Source organism: Ciceribacter sp. L1K22 (assembly GCF_017599385.1).
GTDB lineage: Bacteria > Pseudomonadota > Alphaproteobacteria > Rhizobiales > Rhizobiaceae > Allorhizobium.
The window spans coordinates 2,353,082-2,378,353 of the sequence record NZ_JAGFPK010000001.1; the positions used below are offsets into that span (position 1 = coordinate 2,353,082).

The following is a 25,272-nucleotide window of genomic DNA, read 5'->3' on the forward strand; positions in this document are numbered from 1 at the left end:
GATCATCCGGCCAAGACGACGCTCTCGAACGCCGCCAGAAGTCCCGTCCAGCCGCCGTCCGAGCCAAGAACCTCGCGCACCTTGTCGGCCACCACGCCGTAGTTCTCGAGCTTGCGATGCTCGAACTCCACCCGCGTCTCAGATGCCGAAACCACGACGAAACGCACCTCGACCTCCGTCAGCAGCTGCGGATCGTAGGCCCATTCGGCACTGATCTGCCAGGCGAGCACAAGGCGGTCCGGCCGGCTGTAGTCGAGCACCTTGCCCCACTCGCATTCCTTGCCGTCATGGCCGATCTCGTACCAGCGTCCGCCGCTGAACGGCTCCACCACGACGGCCTTCTGTCCGGCCGGCGAGATCGTATGGCTTTTCAGCCACCAGTCGCCCATGCGAGCCGTGAAGACGTCGAACGCCTTCTCCTGCGATGCCTGGACCGTGAACACCTTCCGCACCGGCGCCGGGCTGATCATTCCGACCGTCATGTCTCGTCCTCTCGTTCCACCGCCTGCTTGAAGGCGGCCAGTTGTTCATCCCAGAATTGATCGAGCCAGGCGCGCAACGGGCCGAGCCCCTGCGGGTCGATCGCATAGATGCGCCGACGTCCTTCCTCGTGGTGCGTCACCAGCCCGGCCTCGCGCAGCACTTTCAGATGCTGCGACACCGCCGGCTGCGACACCGGCAGCGCCCGCGCCAGATCCGCCACGGATGACGGCTTTGCCGCCAGCCTTTCGAACAGATGCCGCCGTGTATCGTCCGCCAGCGCGGTTATCAGTGCCTTCGGATAAGTCATAGCTTATGATAAGTTCAAGCTTATGGTGTTTGCAACCGCTATTTTCGCTTTATGAGACGGTGTCTGCGTTAACGCCTTGCCAGACTGGCTGCCCATCGTCCGGCCGCTGACGCCAGGACATCCGCCGGAAAACCGGAAAAGCCGATGACGAGCCCCTGCCGCGTCTCGTCGCCGTGATACATTGTCGACAAGGCCCTGAGACCGAAGCCCACTTCAGCCGCCCGCGTCACGTGCTCGACATCGCTCCCCTCGGGCGGCACCTCCGCCACCAAGTGCAAGCCTTGATCCGGCACGCCGACGGACACGCCCGCGCCAGAGATCACCTCGACCAGAGCATCTCGCGCCGCCCTCACCCGCCGCCTCGCCCGTTTCACATGCGAGGCGAAATGGCCGTCGCGCAGGAACTCGGCGAGCGCGCTTTCGAACAGCGTCGAGGGAAACCGGTCCGTCAGCTGCCGCACCTCCAGCACCCGCCCGACCAGCGCGCGCGGCACCACCAGATAGCCGATCCGGAATCCCGGCATCAGCGTCTTGGAAAACGTGCCGATGTAGATCACCCGGCCATCGCCATCGATTCCCTGAAGCGAAGTGAGCGGCGGGCCGGAGAACCGGAACTCGCTGTCGTAGTCGTCCTCGATCACGAAGGCCTCGTTGCGCCGCGCCCAGTCGATCAGCGCCATCCGCCGGGACATCGTCAGCGTCACGCCGAGCGGAAACTGGTGCGACGGCGTCACGTAGACCGCCCGCGCATCCGGCGAAAGCCGCTCGCCGGCCGCGACGTCCAGCCCCTCCCCGTCGACAGGCACCGCGGCAAGCCGCATGCCCGCCGCCGAAAATGCCGCCCTCGCCATCGGGTAACACGGGTCCTCGATCCACACCGCATCGCCGGGCGATAACAGCGACCTGATCACAAGATCGAGCGCCTGCTGCGTCCCCGAGGTCACGATCACCTGGTCGGCCTCGCAACGAACGCCGCGCGCCGAGCGCAAATAGGCGGCGATCTCGATCCTCAGATCCTCCCCGCCCGCCGGCTGGCCGTAGTGATAATGCCGCGCCGAAGGCTGCGTCAGGTGCCGGTTGAGCAGCGTTCGAAAGGTCCGGATCGTCGTCTCGTCGGCCGTCGAACAGCCGAGCGCGCCGGGCAGCGGTCCTTGCGGTTCCGGGGGCCGCTTGCGCTCGCGGACCACAAGGCCGCCAACGGTCGGCACCACCCGCGCCACATAGGTCCCGGCCCCGACGCGTGCCTCCGCGAACCCGTCCGCCACCAGCATCTCGTAGGCCACTACTGCCGCGCCCCGCGCCAGCGAGAACCGCGCGGCGAGATCGCGCGTCGTCGGCAGCTTGGAGCCGGGCGGAAGCCGCCCCTCCTCGATCAGTCGGCGAATCTCGGCGTAAAGCGCCTGCGGTCGCGGCCCCTTCTCCGGAAGAACGGGCACGAAGATCGACCAGTCGGGATGATTGGTTCGCGATTTAGCCATGAAAGTGGACCTGTTTCAGACCAATGGGTTTTGCTAGCTCTGACGGACATCAGCAAGCGAAGCAAGCGAGAAACCGATGAACGACCAGCCGAAGCCTGAAACCTTCCCCGTCACGCCCAGAAGCCGCGTGAAACGCCTGCACGAGCGCGGCAGCTACGACCGCGCCGCGATCTACCCGATCCTTGACGCGGCCCTTCTCTGCCACGTTGCCTACGTCATCGACGGCCAGCCCTATTGCACGCCGACGATCCACTGGCGCGACGGCGACCGGCTCTACTGGCACGGCTCCTCGGCGAGCCGCATGCTGCGCCACCTGAAGAACGGCACACCCGTCTGCCTCACCGTCAGCCATCTCGATGGCCTGGTGCTCGCCCGCTCGGGCTTCCACCACTCCGCCAACTACCGCTCCGCCATGTGCTTCGGCACCGCCCGCATCCTCGACGATCCGGACGAGAAGGCAAACGCGCTCAAGGCCGTCGTCGAACGCTTCTATCCCGGCCGCACCGCCGAGATGCGTGCAGACCAGTTGCAGGAGGTGAAGGCCACGATGGTGATCGGTATGGAGATCGAGGAAGCGACGGCAAAGGTCCGCACCGGCCAGGTCGGCGACGACGAAGCCGATTTCGCCCTCCCCGTCTGGGCCGGCATCATCCCGGTCAGCACGGTTCTGGGCACGCCCGAAACCTCCCCGCAGGTTCCGGAAGGCGTGCCTTTTCCGGGCTATCTCGCCGGCCACCGCGAAGGCCGCCGCCTGGACGAGGTCTTGACCGAGGCGCAGGCGAAATACGAGGCGGGCCGACGTAACGTTAGTTAGACATTTAGCCCGTCGTCGCCGCCATCCACCGCCGCATCGCCTCCCGCTGCGCCTCGCTGAACGGATGCGACTTCCGCTTCGTCTCGTCGAAATGCACGACGACGCTGGTGGCGGTCGCGCGGCAGGTGCCGTTCTGGAACAGCGCCTGCTCCATGGTGACGGAGGAATTCCCGACCTTCGCCACCCGCGTGCCGATCTCCACCGTCCCCGGCCACAAAACCTCGGCCAGATAGTTGATATCGATCTTGGCGAGCACGAAGGAAAAGCCCTGCTCCAGCAGCGGTTTTTCGCCGCTGTAGACGAGTTCGACGCGGCCCGTCTCCATGAAGGTCGCGAAGACGGCATTGTTGACATGGCCCTGGCGATCCGTGTCGCCGTAGCGCAGCTTGTCGTAGGAACGTCCTGGAAAATCCTCAAGGCGCGGTGTCGTGTCCACGGTCCCTCCGGGTCTGTCTGTCATCGAATCTCTGTCGGGAAAACCGGTCAGGCCGCGGCGAGCGCCGACATCTCGGAAAAGGCGAAACGGATGCTGTCGGCGACAGCCTCCACCGGCTCGCTCTTCGTCTCGCTTCTGAGCAGCCTGACTTCGAACGCGCCGAGTTCCGGCAGACCCTGGCGCGAGCCGAGCGCCGTCATGTCGTCCGTCAGGTAGCTGCGCGGCAGCGGCGCGACCGCGAGGTCGGCGATCACGGCGGCGCGCTGCGCCATGGTGTGGGCCGAGAGGTAGGCGATCCGGTAGGCCCGCTTTTCCTTGTCGAGCCGCGTCAGGGCATCGGCCCGCCAGCAGCAGCCATCCTCCCAGATCGACACTGGCAGGGGCTCGCGCAGATGCGCCGTGCCGCACTTGGCGCCCGCCCAGACGAGTTGCTCCTTCATCACCACCTCGCCGTCGAGCGCGGTCACGCCCGGCGAGCAATTGACGAGGGTGAGGTCGAGCCGCTGCTCCTGCAGCCGCCGTCTCAGAGCGCCCGAGGTGTCGACGGTGAGATCCACCATGATCGAGGGAAAGACCTCCGCGAACCGGCGCAGAATGTTCGGCATGAACCGCTCGCCGATATCGTCGGGCGCGCCGAGTCGGACGACGCCCTGCATATCCGGCATCCGGAACCGGCTGACCGCCTCGTTGGAGAGCGCCAGCATGCGCCGCGCATAGGGAAGCAGCGTCTCGCCGCCCGCCGTCAGCCGCACCGACCGCGCGTCGCGCAGGAAGAGCGCCGTATTGAGCTGCTCCTCCAGTTTCTTGATCTGCATGGAGACGGCCGAGGGGGTGCGGAACACGAGGTCTGCTGCCGTCGAGAAGCTGCCGCTTTCGGCAATCGCGACGAAGGTTCTCAGAACGTCGTTGTCGAGCAGCGGAAGCGGCTGGCGGAACGAGAGGGTCATGACCGTCACCATCAGTTTTATTGAACCATAAGACCATATCATTGCGTTTGATTGAATGTCAATCAGGGCGCATTCTTCTCTCCTGAACAACCGAGAGAGGAGAGCAACCATGATCATGATCCCCGCATCCACGGGCCTGACAGCGTCGCTTGCCGCCGCCCTGTCCGGATTGCGACCCACGTCCTCGACCTTCGATCCCTGGTCGGCGACTGGTCGAAAAGCGACGTCTGACGAACTGTCACGCCTGCCGGCGCACCTGCTGGACGACGTTGCACCGCTTGGCACGCAGCCACGCGGGCGAAATCACATCACGGAAAGTGATGAATAAGATAAGAAACATTCGTTTGATTGATTGAATGCCAAAGCGCATATCGATCCCGTCCGATACGCCGGACCGTTACGAGAGGTGAAATGCCATGACCTATGCTCCACTCCATTCCGATGCCCTGCGGGAACCGCACGGCCGCAAGGTCGCCGATTCTCTCGCTTTTATCGCGGATGCCATAAACGCCTTCCGCGTGTGGCGTCTCAACCGTCGCACCGAGCGGCTGATCGCCTCCCTGCCGGCGGATATCTGCAAGGATATTGGCTGGCCGAGCGCCGCCGCCGATGATCGCCGGTCGCCACGCGGCCGTCTCGCCCGCATGTGAAAAACACGGACCGATGGCGCGCGCCGCACCCGCGCGCCGTCGTCATTAAAAAAATGTCGCGATTTTGCCGATCGCTGCCCTAATCCGGCGCGGATTTCCATGCTAATGTCGCTCTTGGACTACCGAGCCGACACGTTCCAAGCAAGGAATGTCGTATCAACGCGGGTATGGGCTTCGCCATGAACAAGACACCGTCCAAGAAACGCTCACTGGTTTTCTTCCTCGTCCCGCATTTCACGCTGCTGCCCTTCGCCGGCGCCATCGAGACACTGCGCATCGCCAACCGCATGCTGGGCTACCAGGCCTATGAATGGCGGCTTGCCTCGGTCGACGGACAGAAGGTCTATTCCTCCTCCGGCATCGGCATCGAGGTCAACACAGCCCTTGCCGACGAGCGCCGTTTCCTCACCGGCGAGAACCGCCCGAGCATGGCGATCGTCTGTTCCGGCATCTACGTCGAGGAATTCCACAACAAGTCCGTGAACGCCTGGCTGCGCGAGGCCTATAACCGCAACGTCGCGATCGGCTCGCTCTGCACCGGCGCCCACGTCCTGGCGGAAGCCGGCTTGCTGAACGGCAAGCGCTGCGCCATCCATTGGGAAAACTTGCCCGGCTTCGCCGAGCATTTCCCGCAGGCAGAGGTCTATGCCGATCTCTACGAGGTCGACGGCAATCTCTACACCTGCGCCGGCGGCACCGCCTCGCTGGACATGATGCTGAACCTGATCGGCCAGGATTTCGGCGAGGGTCTCGTCAACCGGGTCTGCGAGCAGCACCTCACCGACCGCGTCCGCAACGCCCACGACCGCCAGCGACTGCCACTGCGCGCCCGCCTCGGCGTCCAGAACTCCAAGGTCCTGCAGATCATCGAGCTGATGGAGAGCAATCTCGCCGAGCCGCTGTCGCTGCTCGAGATCGCCGACGATGCCGGCCTGTCGCGTCGACAGATCGAGCGGCTCTTCCGGCAGGAAATGGGCCGCTCTCCCGCCCGCTATTACCTCGAAATCCGCCTCGACCGCGCCCGCCATCTGCTGGTGCAGTCGTCGATGCCGGTCGTCGAGGTCGCCGTCGCCTGCGGCTTCGTCTCCGCCTCGCACTTCTCCAAGTGTTATCGCGAGCTCTACAACCGCTCGCCGCAGCAGGAGCGCGCCGAGCGCAAGCTGATCAAGTCGACCAACCGGACCGGCGTGGTGGTCTGAACCGCGTGGCGGGTGGCGGCACGTTCCGCGCCGCCACCGCAGGAACAGCCCATATCCGTGCCTATTCCGCCGCAGCCAGCGTCGGTGCTGCGCCAGACACAGGAACCCATGTCAGGTTACCGGCATAACGCCATTCCATCTGTCCGTTCTCGCCGAGCGTGAAAAAGCTCAGCCAGCCATTGTCGAACAGCGCCCGAACCTGCGCATGCCGCGTCAGGATGTCTGAGATCGCCTCCTTCGGTGCCTCGACGGCAACCGTCAGCCGTAGCGGCTCATGGACAAAATTCTCGCCGTCATGCACTGACTGCCAGGGAAGCCCGGCGCGCATATTGCCACCATTCCCCTCGACGACACCGATGCCACCGACGACATTGTGCAGGAGCTTGTTGCCGGCACCGAAGAGTGAAGGAGCAACCGACGAGCCGAAATACTGCAGGCTGATCCAGCTCGCAACGACAACGGGCGCCGTCAGGATCAGTTCGAGGATCTTGAAGCCCTTGTCCTTCTTCCAGACATAGTCGTGCAGGAAGGCCTGCCCTTCCAGCGACCGGCCGGCTGTCCGGGCACGCGGCGCCGCGATAAAGGCGCGGCAGCCGGCAAGCCCGAGCTCGGGCCGCACTTCCGACCAGTCCTTGCTGCGCGCGACGATACCCTCTGATGCCGCCCTCGGCAGACGCTGTGCCCGCTCCGCCCGCGTCAGGCTGCCCGCCTGGGCCAGCCACTGGCGGATGCGGACGATGTCTTCCGGCAGGATGTCGTCCTCGAGGTCGTCCTCGAACAGCGTCACCCTATCGGTCGTCGTATCATGCAGGCCGCCGAGGAAGACGGTGTCGGCCGGAATGGCGATCCCGTTCAACGCCAGTTTCTCCCGCACGGCGCGATCGTTCAAGAGATCGGCCAGCAGACGCGCATTGACGTCACCGGCATACCCGCCGCAGGCGCCACAGTGAAGGGCGCTCGCATAGGGGTTGTTCACCACATTGGCGCCATGGCCGGCGATCAGCACGAAGCGGCCGAACCCGTCCGTCAGCGACATCGCTTTCAGTACCGTTTCAGCGACGACCGCCCGCGTATCGAGGTCCAGGCTTGGAGCAAAGCGCGGCTTGGCAACATCCGGCCCCTTGCCCTTGCCGAATCCGAGCCCGTCCCGCAACAGCTTTCCGGCATAGACCGGACCCATTGCTTCGACAAAGGCGAAGGACGAAACGGCGGCAAGCTTGAACCGGCCCCAAGCGCGGGTCGCGCGAGCGCTGAACCGCGCCTGCCGGTCGGCATCATGGTCGTGATCGACAGCGCTGCAACTGAAGACGGAGGGCTTCAGGAGAACCGGCAGACGATGCTCAGCAACGTCGGAGGCAAAACCCTTGTGGCTGGCACCGAGACCGAAGAAGCCGGCGAAGCCTAGCGTGCGAACACCCGGATCAACGCTTTCGAGCGCGCGCCGGAAAACCTCCGAGCGCACATCGATGCAGAAAGCCGCCTGCAAGAAAGGCCGCACTTCGGCGACCTTGATTGTCGAGGGTGCCGCAAGCTTTTCGGCAAGCCTGCGCTGCGCCGCCCGCTCGGCCGCCGTCTGGAGCAGCCCGTCGATGACGGCATCGAGGTCAGGGCTGGCCGGCTCGGCATGACTCCGCCGCACCCGCTGCCACTCGCTTTCGATAACAGTCTTGTGCCGAGCGTAAAGCGCCTCCTCGAAGACCAGCCGGATGGCGAGCAATTCAAGCGCCGTGGTGTCCGTCCGGCCTTCGACCTCGGCCTTGAACTGGATGTGGCGCGCATACTGCGCCCACCCGCCGACGGTGAGCAGCAACTGATGGAAATAGGTGCCAGGTTCGGCACCAAGACCGAGCGACCCGGCCGCCCGCTCGATCGCTCCTTCAGGCGTCTCCGGTGTTTCGTCGACATGGATGCTGAAGCCCTTCAACCCCATGATTTCGGGCGTCAGGTCATGGGTGGCATAGGCACGCCAGGCAGCATAGAGCCCGTTGCGCCGAGAGGCCGCCCAGAGCGCCTGTCCCTGATCGAAGAAACCGGCCGCAAAGATACCGATCCGCTCGGCGACAAGCCCCGGCCAGTCTTTGCAGGTGGCCTTAGCGGCAAGCTCGGCAATCGTGGGGAGTGCTTCGATCGGCTTTGGCTCGTTCGCGACCGCTGCCTTCAACGCGGGCAGGTCGATCAGGCTTGCCACCCTGCTCGCCTGAAGTGCGGCGACCAGATCCTCGTCCCTGATCTCGCCCTTGGCGATCAAGTCGGCATAGTGCTTGCGCGGCAGAGCCAGCCGGACGCCACCGATCCGGGCAAGCCGGGCAGCGGTCTGGACCAGTGTTTCGCTGATCTGGCCGAGGAAGGGATTGACGGCAACGGTCGCCGTCAGCGGCCAGACCGGCGGGACCGCCCTCACGGCCTGATCTGCCGCCCGGGCAAGCGCTTCGCCATGCAAGGTGTCGATCGTGTTCATCTCGGTCATCGGTTCACTCCTTCACGGAAGCAGGCATTGCGGAGGTGGTGCGCGGAAGCGTCCAGCCACCGAGCAGGCGATCGAAGACGGCATTCACATAGAGGCCGTTGGCCAGGTGGACGCGCAGGCCCGCAGCCGCCGGATGATAGGCCCAGAGCGGGAAGAGCGACTGGGCAACGGCGACGACGCCGAAGGTGACGACCGCAAGCAGCATCAGCGTCCATTCGAGCGCCCCGGGCTCCGGTGTCGCCGGCAGCGTGCCGAGCATCAGCTTGTCGGAGATGCGCTGCAGGGCGAAGTAGGCCGTGGCAGCCGAAGCCGAATAGAGCGAGGTGCGCCAGGTCAGTGCCCAAGGCGCGGCATCGGCCAGCCCCTGCGCGATGAGATACGCGACACCGAAAATCAGGATCGCACCGAGCGCGAGCGCCTGTGGCGGCTTGTCGGCAAATCCGAAGAGCACCCCGATGACGGCATAGATCACAAGCGCCAGCAGGAAGGCGCGCCCGACCGCCTTGGCGTCAGGGATCGCGACCGGACCGGGACGCTTGATCGAGGCAACCGTCTCGACCGCCGAGCCGGAGGCAAGGAAGGCATGTGCCTTGTAAAGCGAATGGGCGACGATGTGCAGGAGCGCGATCGGGAAGAGCGCAAGACCGCACTGTAGGATCATGAAGCCCATCTGGGCCACCGTCGACCAGGCGAGCGAGGTCTTCACTGCCGACTGGGTGAGCATCACCAGACTGCCGAGCAGAGCCGTGAAGCCGCCGACCATGACCAGTACCGCGAGCACCACAGGCGCCTGCAGCATCACATCGGCAAAGCGGATCAAGAGGAAGCCGCCGGCATTGACGACACCGGCATGCAGCAGGGCCGAGACCGGGTTCGGCGTCTCCATGACTTCGGTGAGCCAGCCATGCGTCGGGAACTGCGCCGATTTCAGAAGCGCGGCGACGGCAAGGAGGGATGCCGCGCCAATGGTCATCGGCAGTCCCTCGCCTTCCCGCGCGGCAGCAAGAATAGTCGCGATGTCGCCGGTACCGAAGGAGACGGCGAGCAGGATGATGGCGCCGATCAGCGCGGCATCGCCGGTGCGCGAGACGATGAACTTCTTGCGCGCGGCCCGCTGGGCAGCGATGCGTTCCGGATAGAAGAGCAGCAGCTGATGCAGGAGTAGGCTCGTCGCAACCCATCCGAGGAAGAGCTGCATCAGCGTGCCTGACTGGACGAGCAGCAGGACGGCGGCAAGTGTCGCCGTCATCCAGCCGGTAAACGGCCCCTGCCGCGCTTCACCATCAAGGAAGGTGCCGGCATACCGCAGCACCACCCAGCCGATGAAGGAGACGAGCAGCAGCATGACAAGGCTGACGAGGTCGAGCCGCGAGGCAAGCGCGAAGTAGCTGTAGCCGATGGCAGGGCTGGTTCCAGGCCCATGGATGTAGAGGATCACACCGGACAGGATGGCAACGACGATCGAACCGAGGGCAGCCAGTTCCGCAATGCGGATGGCAAGTCGCGGGCGCAGGCCCGGCGCTCTGAAGGCATGAAGCGAGGCGCCGGCAAGCAGCAGCGGCGCGAGAAGCGGCAGCATGTGAATCACGGGAAGTCTCCAGGCTGGGCCGCTGCTTGGGAGGCGGCAGCGACAATGTCACAGACCTGTAACAGCTGCGTGATCACAAGAAAAATTCATTGTTTCTCTAAATTCGTTCTATAAAATAGAACTATGTTCGAGCTGAACTACCATCACCTCCGCTACTTTCGCGCCGTTGCTCATGACGGCAACCTGACGCGCGCCGCCGAACGGCTCAATCTCTCCCAATCGGCCCTGTCCATCCAGATCAAGCAGCTTGAGGAGCGGCTCGGCCATGCGCTGTTCGAGCGTCGCGGCCGCCAGCTCTATCTCACGGAAGCCGGCCGCATCGCGCTTGACCATGCCGACACGATTTTTTCGGCCGGCGAGGAACTGATCGAGACGCTGAAGGAAACCGGCAGAACCCGCCGCGCCATCCGCATCGGCGCGCTCGCAACGCTATCCCGCAACTTTCAGATGGAGTTCCTGCGGCCGATCCTCGGTCGCGCGGACGTCGACATGATCCTGCGCTCGGGCAGCACCAGCGAACTTCTGGGTGCCCTTGAAGCGTTGAACCTCGACATCGTCCTCCTCAACCAGGCGCCAATGGCCGACGCGATGACGCCCTTCATTGCCCAGCACCTCTATGAGCAGAGGGTGAGCCTGATCGGCCAGCCGTCCTACGGCAAACCGGGCGCGACGCTGGCGGATCTGCTCGGGGAACACCCGGTCATCCTGCCAACGCTCGAAAGCGGCGTGCGCTCACAGTTCGAAGCCCTGGTCGCGCGTCTCGGCATCACACCGCAGATTGCCGCGGAAGTCGACGACATGGCGATGATGCGTCTTCTGGCGCGCGAGGGCGCGGGCCTTGCCGTCCTCCCGCCGATTGTCGTCAAGGGCGAGTTGGAGGCCGGCACGCTGGTGGAATTCGATGCCCTGCCGGGCATGATTGAATCCTTCTATGCCGTAACCGTGAAGCGCCGCTTCCCCAACCCGCTGATCCAACCGCTCTTGGAAACCAGCCTGGCCCGCGACACCGCCACCCGCTCCAGGCGCTAAATAGCCGAGCGTCCGCCGCATCCTGACGATCCTTGCCGATCAGGATCTTAATCGCCCGATGACCGGAAGCGGTGTCGCCGCGCTCGGCGTCACGAACAAAAGTTCGCCGCTGGCCGGCACGATCCCGGTAAGCCCGGTAATGTTGACCTGGTGCGTGACGAGAACCACAGGACCACTCGTCGGCAGCGTCGTCATCCACGCCGCGAGCGCCTGCGTCTGCGCCTCGCCGTCCTCCCGATTGCCGAAAAAGGAATTGAGCAGCGGCTGCTCCGTAACATCACCGAGCGCCAGGCCCTCCGCCGTATCGAGGCAGCGGCACCACTGGCTGGAATAGACTGCCGCCGCTGCGACTCCGTTATCCCGGAAGAGGTCGCCGATCCGACGCGCCTGCGCCCGCCCCTCGTCGGAGAGGTTGCGCTGCGTCTCGCACGCCTCGATCCGGAAACCCGGTGGATCGCCGGTCCCTGGCGCCAGCGCATGCCGCAGCAACACCACCGCCCGCCCCGATCGCAATTCCGCCCAATGATCGACCGCCGCCCGCGCCCCACCCGCCAGCAGGAGAACCGATCCCGCCAGAAACTGCCGTCGAAGAAACATGTCGAGCCTCCCTGTCGTGTCGTGTCGTTGACGTCTACGACCCGGACGCGCCGATGGTTCAAGGCATTCACGATAATTGACCGCGAGCTACGGACGGTCGCCCTCACCAGGCGATCGGACGGCCATCGCGGAAAAAGCCACCCGTCGGGCCGTCCTCCGGCAGTGTCGCGGCCCAGACAATGCCGCGTACGCCCTCTTCCAGGCTACGCGTCGCGCCCGATCCGCCCATGTCCGTCCGCACCCAGCCCGGGCAGACGGCGTTGATCTTGATCCCCGGACCCGCACCGCTTGCGCTGATCACCGTGATCGCGTTGAGTGCCGTCTTCGACAGCCGGTAGGCGACCGTATCCGTCGCCAGCGAGCCGAATGCGCCCATGCCCGATGACACGTTGACGATACGGCCAAAGCCATTCGCCGTCATGATCGGCAGCGCCTTCTGCGTCGTCCGCCAGGCGCCGAGCGCATTGTTGTCGATCGCCTGCGCCAATACCGAGGCGTCCGTATGAAGACCCTGCGAATGCTCCACAAAAAGCCGCCCGGCATTGTTGACCAGCACATCGACGCGCCCGTGTATCGCCGCGATCGCGTCGAACGCCGCCGACACCGACATATCGGAGGAAACGTCGAGCTCCACAGCGAGCGCATCCTCGCCGATACCGGTCGCTGCCGCCTTCACCACATCCATCTGCCGACCTGTGAGAACGACAAGATAGCCGCGCTCCGCCAGCCGACGGCCGGTTTCCAGACCGAGCCCCCGACCGGCGCCGGTGATCACCGCCACGGGCCGGCCACTCATCGGGCGATCCGGTAGTTGAAATCGGCGGTGCCGAGTGTCTGCATCATCCGCAGCCAGAACGGCATCAGCCCCTCCATCCCCAGCGCGCTGGCGATCCCGCCGAGATCGACCGGCTCCGTCCAGCCGAAGCTCCGCAGCAGATCGACGACGACCGCCTTCGCTTCGGCATCGTTGCCGCAGAGAAACACGTCATGCGGACCGGGCACCCTTGCAGGATCGACCATCAGCCGCGCCGTCATCGTGTTGAGCGTCTTGACCACCCGCGATTGCGGCAGGGCCGCCTGCAGCGCCTCGCCGGCAGACGTGGTGTTGGACAACGCCGGATCGAGCGTCGGCAAGCCGCCGGGCACCATCTGCAGCGGATTGGTGACGTCGATCACCACCTTGCCCGCCAGATCGGCCGGATCGCACGCTGACGCCGCCGCCAGCAGGGCCTGGCCGGCAACGGCGAAGATCACCACCTCGCCGAACCGCGCGGCGCTCGCGAAATCGCCGGTTCGTGCGCCTGGATGGCTCTCGACAAAGCGGCGTGACGCTTCGTTGTCCACCTCGCGGCCGGCCAGCATCACATCGTGCCCAAGCGCGGAAAGCTTCCCGCCCAATGTCTGCCCAACCATGCCCGTGCCCATGACAGAAATCTTCATCTGCGTTCTCCTTCGTAACGTCTGAACCTGTCTTCCCCACAAATATCGGACCGTCCCGCCCCATTGAGAATGGGGTGCGATGCGATATCATTCATTGATGCGATCAATAACAGGAGCGGTGACGCCTTGACGTCCAACCTCGACCTCAACCTCTTGCGCACCTTCGACGCGCTGATGCGGCACGAAAGCGTCACCGCCGCCGCGGCGGAACTCGGCCTAACCCAGTCCAGCACCTCAAATGCCCTCGACCGGCTGCGAAAGGCACTCGGCGACCGGATCCTGGAACGGCGCGGCAATCGCATGATCCCGACGCGGGTCGCCGTTGCGCTCTGGCCGGAGATCGCGGCGGCGCTTGGCACGATCGAGGCCGCGCTCGCGGCGACGCGGGCCTTCGATCCGGCCAGTGCATCCGGAACCTTCCGGGTCGGCATGGATGCCTATGCGACAGCCTTTGCCGGCGTCCGGCTTGCCGCTGTCGTCGCTCGCGAGGCCCCCGCCATGCGGCTGGAAATCCTGCCTGTTTCCCATCCTGACGAGGAAGCGCTGTTGAACCAGGGGCGCCTCGACCTTTTCATCGGCTCCGCCTGGCGTCCCCTCGCCTCGATTGTCTCCGCGACCCTGTTTCCCGAGGATTTCGTTGCCGTGGTTGCCCCCGGCCATCCGCTCGCGCAGGGGAGCGCCGATCTGGAGACCTATCTCGCGCACGACCATATCCTGACATCGCCGCGCGGCAGCGTCGCGGGCAATGTCGACGCCGCACTTGAGGCGCTCGGCCACCGCCGCCATGTCTCGCTCGTCTGCCCGACCTTCGACACCAGCGCCCGCGCCGCCGCGGAGGGGCTTGGCATCTTCACCTGTGGCCGCCGTCTGGCCGAGATCTACACCCGCGAATTCGATCTTCGGGCTGTTGAGCTGCCGCTTTCGGTTCCGGGTTTCACCCTGACGATGGAATGGATGCGCCGCAATTCCAACGCCCCCGACCTCGCCTGGCTGCGAAGTCGGATCCTGGACGTGTTGCGATAAGGACGGCCCCATCCGGAACCCGGCCGCTGACCAGACGTCGGCGTACGATCAACAGGAACCACCGCCCCAGCCTTCATTTCGCCCCCTTCTTCAGGATGTGTTAAGAATTCATTCCTGTCGGAGGTCTCCATGGCGCTGGGCGCATCGCATCGTTTGCAGGATGGCGTCTTAGCCGTCGAAACCATGACCCGTTTCGCGCTTGCCGTCCTGGCCCTCGCCTCCGGCGTCTACACCTATCTCGGCGTCCGCAGTCTGCTGGACGGCTCGCCGACCGCGGTGTTCTTCGCCGCCATCATCTACTCCGCCTCCGTCTCGGTCGCGATCTACGCCTTCTGGTCCTACATGGCGCGTTTCTACCCCCATGTAACGGGCGCGGCGGGGCGCGGCGCCATGATCGGCGTCATGGCGCTCGGCTGCGCCATGATCATCGCCATGTCGAGCTGGCTGAATGCCGCCGCGCTCGCCGGTTCCGCCGCGCTCGAGCAGCATCTCGCCGAGACGGTCGAGGATTATACCGCCGATCTCGACCGGGCCCACCAGAATGCGCTTGCCGCCCAGAGCCTGCTGCCTGATATCCAGCGCACATCGGAGCGTTTCGCGCGGCTCGCCGAGGACGAGCGGCAGAACGGCGCGCTGACAGGCACCACCGGTTCGGGAAGCGTCGTGCAACTCCTCTCGCAGATGTCGGCACAGTTGAACGAGCTCGAAACCGGCATCACCGCCTCGCGCGAACGGGTCACGACCCTCTTCGATCAGGGCCGGGGCCACCTGGAGACGATGCGCACGCTAGTCTCCTCCCCCGGCGCCATCGCCCCGCGCAGCGACGAATTCTCCGCCGAAGTCGTGGCGCTCTCGGGGGTCATCACCTCGCTGGAACAGACCTCGATTGCCCCGTCGGTAAAGCGCGCGGCCGAAGACCTGTCGCTCGGTTTCATCGCCCCCGTCGCCGATGGCCGTGCCGCCGATCTCGTCGACCGCCAGGACCAGGTGATGCAGACCATCCGCGCCTCGGTCTCGGCTCAGTCGCAGGTTCTGTCCCAGGCCGCCGACGACATTCTGGCACGGGAACCGGTCGCCGAACGACGTTTCGTGCCGCTGTCGTCCGCCGAAGCCGTCCTGCGGTATGCCGCCGATTTCATCCCCGCCTGGGCCGGTGCCATCTCGATCGATCTGCTTCCCGCCGTGTTGGTCTTCATCCTTGCCGTCGTCCATGGCGCCATAAGACGCCAGGAAGAGCGCATGCCCTTCGCGCAGAGGATCACCGCCGCGGAGCTTCTGGAGGCGCTGGAGGTCCAGCGTGCACTCGCCCGCCAGGGTCTGGACGTCGAGCAGGCTCTTGCGGCAACCGAGACGGAAGACGAGAGCGCCCGCAAGGACTCCAACATCACCAGCCTCGACACCGCCGCCAAGGCCCCGCGCAAGGGGCCGCCCGCGTGAACAACCCCGACGAGAAACCCGACGAAGCCAAGCCTGCATCGCTCGCCACGCGCCTGCGAAGAGCCATCGTCAGCGCCGATGACGGCCTCCTGATGCGCAGCGCCTTCTTCGCGCTTCTCGCCGCCGCCGGCGCCTTCCTCGTCGTCGATATCAGGGAAATGCGCGAGGCGAACGCAACGCTACCCGGCCACGATCCGATGACGACGGACGCCCCCGTGCTGCCACCGGCGCTGACGGAGGGTGTGCCCCAGGCTCCGCCAGTCGAGCCGGAAACGCCGCGCGAAACACTCCGCCAGCCGATGCGCTTCGAGCTTCTGCCCGGCGGCGTGCTCAAGGCCGAGGGATCGATCGATCCGGGCGCTGCCACCCGCTTCGCCGACGAGATCGCGGCACGCGGCGAATATGTGAAGACCGTTTCGCTGAACTCGCCGGGCGGCTCCGTCGACGATGCGCTGGCGATGTCGACATTGATCCGCGAGACGGGTCTCGACACAAAGGTCGCCACTCGAGCGCTCTGCGCCTCCTCCTGCCCGCTGATCTTCGCCGGCGGCGTCGCCCGCGAGGCGGAGGAAGACGCCATCCTCGGCGTCCACCAGGTCTTCAACGCCGGCCAGGACCGTCCCTCGCCCGAACAGGCCATGTCATCGGCCCAGAACACCACCGCCCGCATCGCGAGACATCTCGACGACATGGGTATCGAAAGCGGCCTCTGGCTCAACGCACTCGAAACCCCGCCCCACCGTCTCTATTACCTGACACGCCAGGAGATGACCGATTTCAGGTTGACCACGGAACCGCTGGCGACGGCGGAGCAGGTGGAATAATAGGGGCCGGCGGAAGGGAGGCCTTACGTGCTTTTGCTTCCCGGCTTCATGTCCAGAACCGTTATGTCGCTCTCGTCGGCGGCGCCCAGCCACGCATGTGCATCCACGCTTGGAGAAGGAGCGGCCATCGGTCGGACGTCACCTCCTGCTGACGCATCCCGAAACCGTGCCCGCCACGCTCGAACAGATGAAATTCCACAGCAGAACCGGCCTTCCTCCAGGAGTCGACGAGGCCGTAACCCTGCGCGCCGAAAAGAGGATCATCGGACGCAAGCGCCAGGAACATCGGCGGGGCATCGGCTGGCACGTCGACCGAAAGCATCGATGGATAGATCGGAGCGACGAAGTCCGGCCGCATCTCGGGCGGGCTGCCGATAGCGACGGCGATGGTGGTCATCGCTCCGGCCGAAAAGCCGATCATACCGATGCGACCAGGGTCGACGTTCCACGCAAGAGCCCGGTCTCGAATGAGCCGAACCGCCGCCTGGCCATCCGCGACAGCCATGGCCGGTACCGCAAGATCGCTAATGGTCACCTCGCCCGTCGCGAACAGGCGCTGGAATTCTCCGATGAGCGCCGCATAATCGCCGGAGTCCGGCGGTGTCGGTTCAAGCCGGTACTTGAGAAGGAAGGCGGCGATGCCGCGGTCCGCGAACCAGCGTGCCACCGCCATGCCCTCGTTCTCGACCGACAGCGCGCGGAACGCCCCACCGGGCGCGACCACGACGGCGACCCCATTGCCGGTGCCGGGAGCCGGCAGGACAGGCGTCAAGGTGGGGACGGTGACGTTGCGCACCCAAAGCTCGCCCCGCGGCGACCGCTCCCATATCTCGGCGGACGGTTGCTCGTTCAAGTTGGCATAAAGCGGCATGGAGCCGCTCTGGTCCGGCGCCGATACGCGCGTCATGACGAGCACCTCAGCCGCCGCGGCTGCCGACGTATGGTCCGGTTCAAGACCGTGATGGAAAATGGGAGTGTCTGTGCCCACGGGATATCCCTTTAAAACAGTCGATGACGGCCTGCCGGATCGCGCCCGACAGACCTCTTGTGCCGGCGTCGGTCAGCCGAACGGACAACCGCCCCTTTGGAGCGATGCGGAACGCCCCTTCCAGCCGCCGGTACGATGGGCAACAGAGACCTCGTAGATGCCGCGACGCGCCGCAAGGATCGGGTCGTCGGAAAGCTCGATGCCGTCGGTCACGCGTGTCGGATCATGCATCATCACCGGATCGCCGATCTCCTCGAGCGTCGTCGGACGCGTGATCTCGAGCCGGCCAACCGTCACACGCGGCCGACCCTCGGGCCAGGGTGCGCTCGGATCGTCGGTCGGATCGCCATCGCCGGCGAGTTCAAGCACCAGCTTGAAGCCCACCGGAGCCTGGCTTAAACGCTCTTCGAGCTCTTCGAAGAGATAGCTGGGCTTTTCCTTGTGCAGCTCTTCGAGCGTCTGCGTCGCGACGCCAGCATCGGGCTCCCAGTGATACCGGGCATAGACGGCGTCTCCCGCTTCATTGACGAAGCGGAAGGCGTGCAGCGCGTGGTAGGCGGTCCGCGCGAAGCTGACTGCCGCCGGGAGCTGCTTTCGCAGCCCGACCGCACGCATGACCGATGGTCTTTCGGCCAGAAACTGGCCGACCTTTTCCATATCCGGCTTGCCGGTGGAAGGGTCCGGCAAGGCGATTTTCAACAACTCCAGCGTCTCCTCCGGCGTGCGGGTGAAGAAGAGCGTGATCGGCAGCGCGATCAGATCCGTGGCAGTGCCATCGGGAAGGTAGAACCGGACGGCCATCGACACAGAATCCGCCGGCCCGACCGGGTTTGCCAGCGGGCTGTTTGAATGACGGATCGTGACCGGGACAGGCTGCCCCTGGAAGTGCGACGCGCGGCTGATCCGGCGAGCCTCCGGCGTCGCAGTAAAGACGCCGACATAGTATCGGCCCTGCGCATGGACGCTTCGATGCCCCGGATAAAAGCCGATGTGCTGGTGCAGTAAATCGACCAATTGCGACGCCAGGCGATATTGTTGACTGTTCACGACCGTCATCCAATCTTTGTCGAGGGTTCGGGTCAGTTCGCCGCGTCGAGCATCTGGTCGAGCGCCTTGCGGATCTTCAGCGCTTTCCAGACGTCGCGGACCGAGGCGTCGGTGTAGGCCCCGTAGAAAGCCATGGCCGAGACCTGGTGCTTGGCGATGAAATCCTTGATGGCGGGGCTGCGAACGCCAGGATAATCGACGACTTCGGAGAACAGCAGGTCGATTTCATCAGGGATGATCGTCGCGAAGTCGTCGATATAGGTCTCCCAGTCGCCGTCGAAGGTCGAGGCGAAGATGCACCGGGTGTCGTTGTCGAAGATCACGAAGCGCAGGTCGTGCACGGTGCCGATCCGGTCGGTGTTCTTCGTCCGCTCCTCGTCGAAGCCACCGAAGGCGGCACGCATGCGCTCCGCTCCGCCGGGCTTCAGCGGCATGATCACGGTGAACTCGTTCCAGACGCCCTTCTTCGTTCCGGGACGTGCGGTGTTGTGTTGAATATCGGACATTCTCAATTCTCCAGTGTGGTGTGCGCTGAGCAGAACAGCGCGGTTGCTTGGGAGGTTTTCTGCTTGACCTGTCCATCCTCGGGCCATGCCTGAGGCAATGGCACCGCAGCGGACGGTATGCTTGGATGAGACCGGACGAACCGCGATGGCGGATGACGCCCGGTCTCGTCCGGCATCATTCGGCCTGCATGTCGGCCAACCACTGCAGGCCACGAATGCTCGGCAGGAAGACGTGCTCGCCGCCCCGCGTCGCGGTGAAATCGGGCAAACCGGTCAGACGCCGCCGCACAGGCTTGTCCGGGAAGGCGAAGTCGTCGGACCGGTCGCGGCGGCCGACGATCGGGTCGCTGCGCAGCCCCTGGGACACGAAGTCGCCATCGTTGACCCATTGCGACTGGACGAACTCGAACTGCCGTCCCGGATTGGCGTTGATCAGCGCAAGAACGATGCCGCGATCCACGCCGTCGTCCTTTATGTCCCCCTCGGGCAGCAGCGGGCCGTAGGCAGCGCCGCGCCTCAGAAGCTGGTGCAGCCGCGCATAAGCCATGGTGTCGTTAAGCCCGTCGCGCGGGTTGACGCGCCGGATGTGACAGCCGACCGGGGTCTTGGCGCCGTTGAGATCGTCGTCGTAATAGGCGAATGCGTTGTTGCGCTGGGGATCCGCGACGATCGACGGGTCGTCGACATCAGGCGAGAGAGCCAGCGGACAGCCGCTGCGCCACCGTCCCATCATCTTCGCCGCCACCTTTTCCTCGCCCGCCGCGTCTTTCGCCGACTGGCGCAGATAGGTCCTGAAGGCCGCGACATCCTGGTAGATCTTGCGGATGGCCGCATAGGTCCCGTTGCGCCACAGCACCTCGGGCCCCGGCCCCTTCGCCAGTTCGCCGAGTTCGTTTTCGTATCCGAGAATGAACTCGCCGGCCTTGGTCGGCTTGCCCTGTCCGGGAAGCGGCTCACCGCCTTGCCCCTCGATGAACGGACGGCTGATCCCGTCGACGAAGCCGAAATGCTCGCGCATGGTCGGGGGAACGCCGACATTGAGGTGGGCCGCGACCTCTATGCCATCAAGACCATCGAGCGCGCGGCGGCCATGATCGAGCATGTCATCCCGTCCCTCCGCCGTGCTCGCCATCACCAGGAGGCCGGCGTGAAAGCCGTTGTTCCCATGCGGAAAGTCCCAGAGCGCGGGATCGCTGCGGCCGACATCGCCAAGAAACGCGCCGCGTGCGGCCATGCCCTGGCGGAATTCGACCGGAAACCCGTCGAGAATATCCTGGGCAAGCCCAAGCCGCCGCAAGCCCTCCCAGGTGAAGGCGACGTTGAGCCACGCATGCTGCGTCGGCGCTGCCCACTCGGCACACGAGGTTACATGTGGAATGAGCCGTTTCAACATCGTCTTCGCCGCCGCGGCATCGTCAATACTGAAAGCCACATAGGCGCCGAAGTACGGCATCGGCCGGTTGTTCAGAACCGTTCCCTGTATATCGTCGAGTTCAAGTAACACGTTTCTCACCTTCAAAGAGCGCCCGATGGCGTTCGACCTGGTTGTCTTTGAGGGCTTCAATAGGTGCGGGTCATTCGTCCGTCTTGCCGGAATCCCGCAGTTTTTGACGGATCCGATCACACTGGAAATGCGCCGATGCGACATTTACGCAAGGATCGATACGGACTACTATTACAATCATGCAGTAGTTCAGTTTCCTAATGCAGCGGGAGACATCGCATGAACTCCAAAAGTAATTTTCTAATAAAAGATGTATTTATAACAGAATCTCTTCAACAGCGGACACCCAAGCATATCGATCATGAACGTGCCCGCACCGCGCTCGTCGATCTCGCCTCAGAGATGGCGCGAGACCCGGAAGCCGTCTTGCCGCGCTATGTCGATATCGCGCTCCGGGAAACCGGTGCGTCGAGCGCTGGCTTGAGCCTCAACGAGGAGCCGCACTGCTTCCGCTGGCGGCACACGCGCGGCGTGCTGTGGGAGCTGGAGGGCGGATCGACGCCCCGAAACGATAGCCCCTGCGGCATCGTCTTGGACCGCAACCAGCCGCTTCTGACCCGCTATCCCGAACGGCTCTACGACTGTCTTGCCGGCATCTGCATCCCGGAACTCCTGCTCGTGCCGCTGCATATCGGCAGCGAAAAGCCGTTCGGCACGCTCTGGGTGCTGTCCGATCGCGAACCCTATTTCGATGCCGGTGACGCGCAACTGCTGCAGGATTGCGCGGTCTTCGTCGCCGCCGCGCTCAAGGCGCGACAGGGCCTCGCTCGCCAGGGCGCCAACAACAAAGACAGCCCCTTAAATCCCAATGGCGGCCTCGCCAAATGGCAGGAACGCCGCGCCAAGGAACTGATCGCCGCCCGTCTGAGCGACAAGCTCTCCGTCCCGGAGGTCGCGGAAGCCTGCGGCCTCTCCCCCAGCCACTTCACCCGCGCCTTCCGCAAGTCGACGGGCCTCACCCCCTACCAGTGGCTGACCGAACGCCGCGTCGAACGCGCCGAAGCCCTGCTGCTGCGCGATGTCGACCTGTCCCTGTCCGACATCGCCGTCTCCTGCGGCTTCGCCGACCAGAGCCACTTCACCCGCGTCTTCAAGGCGGTGGTGGGTCAGAGCCCCGGAGCCCTGCGGCGGTCGGCGTGAGCGACGACCGGTCCGTCAGCGACGGGGAAACGCCCCCTAGCCTGCCGCCGTCCGATTGTTGCCCAGCAATTGCCGCGCCGCGATCGGTGTCATCAGCAGGATGCCGATGAGTGTCGCGGTCAGATCCGGCGCCACCAGCAGGATCGCGGCGAAGACGAGCGCGATGCGTTCATACCAGCGAAGCGTCGAGAACAGCCAGTTCGATACCGCCGCCGCCAGCGCCCAGATGCCGAGCACGGTGCCGGCGAAGGCAAGGAAGAACGCCGTCCAGGTGAAATTCTGCGTCACCAGCAGCAGGGCCGGCTGGAAGGCGAACACGAACGGCACCAGCGCCTTGCCCATGCTCAGCCGGAACGCCGTATTGCCCGCCTTGAAGGCGTTCGCATTGGCGATACCCGCACCCGCATAGGCCGCCATCGCCACCGGCGGCGTCACGTCGGCCAGCACGCCGTAGTAGAACACGAAGAAATGCGCGACCAGCGGCTCGACGCCGAGAAGCCCGAGGATGGGTGCCGCGACCGCCACCATGATGATGTAGTTGGCGGTCGTCGGAATGCCGCAACCCATCAGGATGCAGACGACGGCCGTCAGGATCAGCGTGAACAAGAGCGTCAGCGTCGGCACGCCCATCAGCTCGAACGGCAGGAAAGCGAGCATGCCGTGCACCGAAGCCGCCCAGTCCTGCGCCAGCCCAGTGACCATGTAGGCGATCTTGAAGCCGACCCCGGTCAGCGTCACCACGCCGATGACGACGCCAACCAGCGCCGCCGCCGCCGTCACCGACAGCGATTGCTTGGCGCCGAGAATGAAGCCTTCCCACACGCCGTGGGCCGCGCCGCGCAGGCCGTGCATGACCCCGCTTTCGCGCACCTGCTGGATGACGAGAACGCCGATGCAGGCCGTGATCGACCAGAAGGCGGCGGAAAACGGCGTACGTCCTGAGAGCAGGATCGCGACCAGCACGATGAGCGGCACGACCGACAGCCAGCCCTCCTTCAGCACCTTCCAGGCATTCGGCAGCTCGTCGAGCGACAGCCCGCGCAGGCCGAGCCGCCGGGCTTCCAGATGCACCTGCACGAGAACGCCGAAGAAGTGCATGAAGGCCGGCACCAGCGCCGCCGTCAGAATGGTTGTGAGCGGCAGGCCGAGATATTCGATCATCAGGAAGGCGACGGCGCCCATCACAGGCGGCGTGATCTGCCCGCCGGTCGAGGCCGCGGCCTCGACGGCCGCCGCGAAATGGCGGGGATAGCCGATGCGGATCATCGCCGGGATGGTCAGCGCCCCCGTCGTCACCGTATTGGCGATCGAAGAGCCCGAAATCGACCCGAGAAGCGCCGAGGACAGCACCGAGACCTTGGCCGGCCCGCCGGCATAGCGCCCGGCCAGCGCCGAGGCCACGTCGATGAACAGCTGGCCGAGCCCGATGCGCGTCGCCATCACCCCGAACAGCACGAAATGGAAGACATAGGTCGCGATCACGCCGAGCGCCGTGCCGTAGATCCCCTGCGATGTCAGGTAGAGGTGGTTGACGATATTGGTCCAGCTGGCGCCCGGATGCACGAAAATGCCGGGCATCGCCTTGCCGAAATAGGCATAGGCGATGAAGAGCAGCGCGATGACAGGCAGCGGCCAGCCCATCGAGCGGCGCACCGCCTCCAAAAGCACGACGATCAGGATCGTCCCCATGACGACGTCGATCGGCAGCGGATTGCCGACGCGGAAGGCAAGATCGTCATAGATCCACGGAACGTAAAGCGCCGCGATCAGCCCGGCGATCCCGAGCACCCAGTCGGCGAGCGGCAGGCCGAAGGGGGCAAGCGCACCGGGCCTGATCTCCTTCTTGCCGAAGGCCGAGAAGCTCAGGAACACCACGAGCAGCGTGACGCCGAGATGCAGCCCGCGATGCACGGTCGCCTGCGGAATACCGAAGCCCGCCGTGTAGAAGTGGTAGCACGACAGCAGGAACAGCACGGCCGACGTCAGGATGGTCAGCGGCCAGGCGAGCACCCTGAAGCGCAGCTCCGGATCGAAGCTTTCCTCGATCTCCTGCAATTCGTCCGCCGTCAGGTGACGGACGGTTTCGCTCTGCTCCAGGTCTTTCTTGTCCACGCTCATGGTCCCCACCAGGCTAGTCTCGGGCTTGAGAAACAAAGGGCCGCGCATGCACGCGCGGCCCCTGCTGATCGCTATCGTCAGGCGCAATCCGCGCCGGTTACTTCAGAAGCCCGGCTTCCTTGTAGAACCGTTCTGCACCCGGATGCAGCGGAATGCCGACGCCGTTGAGCGCGGTGTCCTTGGTGATCACCTTGCCCTTGGCGTGGCCGGCGTCGAGCTGCTTGCGGGTGTTGTCGTTCCACAGCGCCTTGGTGATGCCGTAGATCAGCTCTTCCGGCTGGTCGGCGCTGGTGATCCACTGGGCGCCGACGGCAAGCGTCTTCACGTCGTCCGAATTGCCCTCGTAGGTGCCGCCCGGAACCGTGTCGGCCGCGAAGAAGCTGTACTTCTCGCAGATCGAAGGCGCCTCGTCGCACGAGATCGGCACCAGCTTCACGTCGTGCTGGCTGGCAAGCTCGGCGATCGCGCCGGCCGGATAGCCGCCGACGAAGAAGAAGGCGTCCATGGCGCCGTCGCGCATGCGGTCCGCCGCCTGGTCGGGCTTCAGGTATTCGGGCGTGATGTCGGATTCGGACAGGCCATAGCCTTCCAGGATGACGCGTGCGTCGACCAGCGTGCCGGAGCCCGGCTCGTCCAGCGAAACGCGCTTGCCCTTCAGGTCGGCGACGCTGTTGATGCCGGAGCCGGCGCTCGCCACCAGGTGGATGCTCTCAGGATAGAGATTGGCGATCGCGCGGAGGTTTTCCACCGCGGGCTTGCCTTCCCAGATGCCGGTGCCGGTATAGGCCCAGGTTGCGACGTCGGACTGGGCGAAGCCCGATTCCAGCGTGCCGCCGGCAATGGCGTTGATATTGGCAACCGAACCGTTGGACGACAGCGCTGAGGCCACGAGCCCCGGAACCCCGCACGAACCGCCCTCTTCGCAGGCGCGCGAGCCCGGAGGACTGGAGATCGCATTGGCCAGAAGACCGCCGATCGGATAGTAGGTTCCGGCCGTGCCGCCGGTGCCGATCCGGAAGAACGACATGTCCTGTGCCCCGGCCGACGTCGCGAGCCCCAGCGCCAGCAGAGCGCCTGCGATCGATGTAAAGTGTCTCATCATACCTCCCGGTTTTTTCTCTTGGACATCCCCCAAGCTTATGGATGTTCGCCCAGGCGTGCAAGGCGTGGGGAGCGGACGGTTTGCGGGGAGGAGGAAATTCGGGTTGTTTTGTCGGGAGTTGAGTTAGGCGGGCGGCTGAGATGAGCTC

General features: G+C 65.0%; 25 protein-coding genes. 9 read left to right on the forward strand and 16 right to left on the reverse strand.

Annotation, left to right across the window (positions count from 1 at the left end):
• Window positions 1–2: 2 nt before the first annotated feature.
• The 3 genes from J5J09_RS11795 to J5J09_RS11805 form a co-directional block, all read right to left on the reverse strand.
• On the reverse strand, window positions 3–482 hold the full coding sequence (locus J5J09_RS11795; protein ID WP_208550860.1) for an SRPBCC family protein: 480 nt from the start codon (window positions 480–482) through the stop codon (window positions 3–5).
• Window positions 479–790: a metalloregulator ArsR/SmtB family transcription factor gene (locus J5J09_RS11800; RefSeq protein ID WP_208550864.1), complete on the reverse strand. Its 312-nt coding sequence runs from the start codon at window positions 788–790 to the stop codon at window positions 479–481. Before J5J09_RS11800 ends, J5J09_RS11795 begins: the two co-directional genes overlap by 4 nt.
• Window positions 791–858: 68 nt before the next feature.
• Window positions 859–2,268, reverse strand: a complete 1,410-nt coding sequence (locus J5J09_RS11805; RefSeq protein WP_208550868.1) for a PLP-dependent aminotransferase family protein — start codon at window positions 2,266–2,268, stop codon at window positions 859–861.
• 76 nt (window positions 2,269–2,344) lie between these two features.
• On the opposite strand from J5J09_RS11805, the gene J5J09_RS11810 reads away from it, so the two are divergent.
• Window positions 2,345–3,082: a pyridoxamine 5'-phosphate oxidase family protein gene (locus J5J09_RS11810; protein WP_208550874.1), complete on the forward strand. Its 738-nt coding sequence runs from the start codon at window positions 2,345–2,347 to the stop codon at window positions 3,080–3,082.
• A 4-nt stretch (window positions 3,083–3,086) separates the two neighbouring features.
• Here J5J09_RS11810 and J5J09_RS11815 read toward each other — a convergent pair whose 3' ends face one another.
• Window positions 3,087–3,518, reverse strand: coding sequence for a thioesterase family protein (locus tag J5J09_RS11815; RefSeq protein ID WP_348646447.1), 432 nt, complete (start codon window positions 3,516–3,518; stop codon window positions 3,087–3,089).
• Window positions 3,519–3,565: 47 nt separating this feature from the next.
• Window positions 3,566–4,465: a LysR substrate-binding domain-containing protein gene (locus J5J09_RS11820; protein ID WP_208550882.1), complete on the reverse strand. Its 900-nt coding sequence runs from the start codon at window positions 4,463–4,465 to the stop codon at window positions 3,566–3,568.
• A gap of 109 nt (window positions 4,466–4,574) precedes the next feature.
• On the opposite strand from J5J09_RS11820, the gene J5J09_RS11825 reads away from it, so the two are divergent.
• The 3 genes from J5J09_RS11825 (at window position 4,575) to J5J09_RS11835 (ending at window position 6,314) form a co-directional block, all read left to right on the forward strand.
• A complete protein-coding gene (locus J5J09_RS11825) occupies window positions 4,575–4,793 on the forward strand; it encodes a hypothetical protein (RefSeq protein WP_208550885.1) in 219 nt (72 codons plus the stop codon).
• An 88-nt stretch (window positions 4,794–4,881) separates the two neighbouring features.
• The gene (locus J5J09_RS11830) at window positions 4,882–5,115 is read left to right on the forward strand and encodes a hypothetical protein (protein ID WP_208553633.1); all 234 of its coding nucleotides are present in this window, start codon (window positions 4,882–4,884) and stop codon (window positions 5,113–5,115) included.
• Between the two features lie 179 nt (window positions 5,116–5,294).
• The gene (locus tag J5J09_RS11835; protein ID WP_348646448.1) at window positions 5,295–6,314 is read left to right on the forward strand and encodes a GlxA family transcriptional regulator; all 1,020 of its coding nucleotides are present in this window, start codon (window positions 5,295–5,297) and stop codon (window positions 6,312–6,314) included.
• 61 nt (window positions 6,315–6,375) lie between these two features.
• On the opposite strand, the gene J5J09_RS11840 is transcribed toward J5J09_RS11835, so the two are convergent.
• Window positions 6,376–8,781, reverse strand: coding sequence for a DUF2309 domain-containing protein (locus J5J09_RS11840; protein WP_208550890.1), 2,406 nt, complete (start codon window positions 8,779–8,781; stop codon window positions 6,376–6,378).
• A 4-nt stretch (window positions 8,782–8,785) separates the two neighbouring features.
• Complete coding sequence (locus tag J5J09_RS11845; RefSeq protein WP_208553550.1) at window positions 8,786–10,360, reverse strand: proton-conducting transporter membrane subunit; 1,575 nt, start codon at window positions 10,358–10,360, stop codon at window positions 8,786–8,788.
• A 132-nt stretch (window positions 10,361–10,492) separates the two neighbouring features.
• Between J5J09_RS11845 and J5J09_RS11850 the strand changes: the two genes are divergently transcribed.
• Window positions 10,493–11,398, forward strand: coding sequence for a LysR family transcriptional regulator (locus J5J09_RS11850; protein WP_208550894.1), 906 nt, complete (start codon window positions 10,493–10,495; stop codon window positions 11,396–11,398).
• 39 nt (window positions 11,399–11,437) lie between these two features.
• Here the strand turns inward: J5J09_RS11850 and J5J09_RS11855 are convergent, their stop codons facing one another.
• The 3 genes from J5J09_RS11855 to J5J09_RS11865 all read right to left on the reverse strand — a co-directional run bounded on the left by J5J09_RS11855 (window position 11,438) and on the right by J5J09_RS11865 (window position 13,435).
• Complete coding sequence (locus tag J5J09_RS11855; RefSeq protein WP_208550897.1) at window positions 11,438–11,995, reverse strand: histidine phosphatase family protein; 558 nt, start codon at window positions 11,993–11,995, stop codon at window positions 11,438–11,440.
• Window positions 11,996–12,098: 103 nt separating this feature from the next.
• A complete protein-coding gene (locus J5J09_RS11860; RefSeq protein ID WP_208550907.1) occupies window positions 12,099–12,791 on the reverse strand; it encodes an SDR family NAD(P)-dependent oxidoreductase in 693 nt (230 codons plus the stop codon).
• A complete protein-coding gene (locus tag J5J09_RS11865) occupies window positions 12,788–13,435 on the reverse strand; it encodes an NAD(P)-binding domain-containing protein (protein ID WP_208550912.1) in 648 nt (215 codons plus the stop codon). Before J5J09_RS11865 ends, J5J09_RS11860 begins: the two co-directional genes overlap by 4 nt.
• Before the next feature lie 126 nt (window positions 13,436–13,561).
• On the opposite strand from J5J09_RS11865, the gene J5J09_RS11870 reads away from it, so the two are divergent.
• From J5J09_RS11870 to J5J09_RS11880, 3 genes are all read left to right on the forward strand, one after another.
• Complete coding sequence (locus J5J09_RS11870) at window positions 13,562–14,458, forward strand: LysR family transcriptional regulator (protein ID WP_208550917.1); 897 nt, start codon at window positions 13,562–13,564, stop codon at window positions 14,456–14,458.
• A 129-nt stretch (window positions 14,459–14,587) separates the two neighbouring features.
• A complete protein-coding gene (locus J5J09_RS11875; protein WP_208550921.1) occupies window positions 14,588–15,895 on the forward strand; it encodes a hypothetical protein in 1,308 nt (435 codons plus the stop codon).
• Between the two features lie 92 nt (window positions 15,896–15,987).
• Window positions 15,988–16,719 carry a hypothetical protein gene (locus J5J09_RS11880; protein ID WP_208553551.1) on the forward strand — a complete coding sequence of 244 codons (732 nt, stop codon included), beginning with the start codon at window positions 15,988–15,990 and terminating at the stop codon, window positions 16,717–16,719.
• A gap of 61 nt (window positions 16,720–16,780) precedes the next feature.
• On the opposite strand, the gene J5J09_RS22865 is transcribed toward J5J09_RS11880, so the two are convergent.
• The 4 genes from J5J09_RS22865 to J5J09_RS11900 all read right to left on the reverse strand — a co-directional run bounded on the left by J5J09_RS22865 (window position 16,781) and on the right by J5J09_RS11900 (window position 20,764).
• Entirely contained in the window at window positions 16,781–17,707 is a 927-nt protein-coding gene (locus J5J09_RS22865; protein ID WP_208550923.1) for an alpha/beta hydrolase, read from the reverse strand.
• 72 nt (window positions 17,708–17,779) lie between these two features.
• Window positions 17,780–18,754, reverse strand: a complete 975-nt coding sequence (locus tag J5J09_RS11890; protein WP_208550926.1) for a catalase family peroxidase — start codon at window positions 18,752–18,754, stop codon at window positions 17,780–17,782.
• 32 nt (window positions 18,755–18,786) lie between these two features.
• On the reverse strand, window positions 18,787–19,260 hold the full coding sequence (locus tag J5J09_RS11895; RefSeq protein WP_208550930.1) for a hypothetical protein: 474 nt from the start codon (window positions 19,258–19,260) through the stop codon (window positions 18,787–18,789).
• A 175-nt stretch (window positions 19,261–19,435) separates the two neighbouring features.
• Window positions 19,436–20,764 carry a peroxidase gene (locus J5J09_RS11900; RefSeq protein ID WP_208550933.1) on the reverse strand — a complete coding sequence of 443 codons (1,329 nt, stop codon included), beginning with the start codon at window positions 20,762–20,764 and terminating at the stop codon, window positions 19,436–19,438.
• Between the two features lie 219 nt (window positions 20,765–20,983).
• Between J5J09_RS11900 and J5J09_RS11905 the strand changes: the two genes are divergently transcribed.
• Window positions 20,984–21,904, forward strand: coding sequence for a helix-turn-helix domain-containing protein (locus J5J09_RS11905; RefSeq protein ID WP_208550936.1), 921 nt, complete (start codon window positions 20,984–20,986; stop codon window positions 21,902–21,904).
• A 36-nt stretch (window positions 21,905–21,940) separates the two neighbouring features.
• Here the strand turns inward: J5J09_RS11905 and J5J09_RS11910 are convergent, their stop codons facing one another.
• Together J5J09_RS11910 and J5J09_RS11915 are read right to left on the reverse strand one after the other, a co-directional pair.
• Complete coding sequence (locus J5J09_RS11910; protein WP_208550941.1) at window positions 21,941–24,022, reverse strand: TRAP transporter permease; 2,082 nt, start codon at window positions 24,020–24,022, stop codon at window positions 21,941–21,943.
• Window positions 24,023–24,119: 97 nt separating this feature from the next.
• On the reverse strand, window positions 24,120–25,121 hold the full coding sequence (locus tag J5J09_RS11915; RefSeq protein ID WP_208550945.1) for a TAXI family TRAP transporter solute-binding subunit: 1,002 nt from the start codon (window positions 25,119–25,121) through the stop codon (window positions 24,120–24,122).
• Window positions 25,122–25,272: the final 151 nt, after the last annotated feature.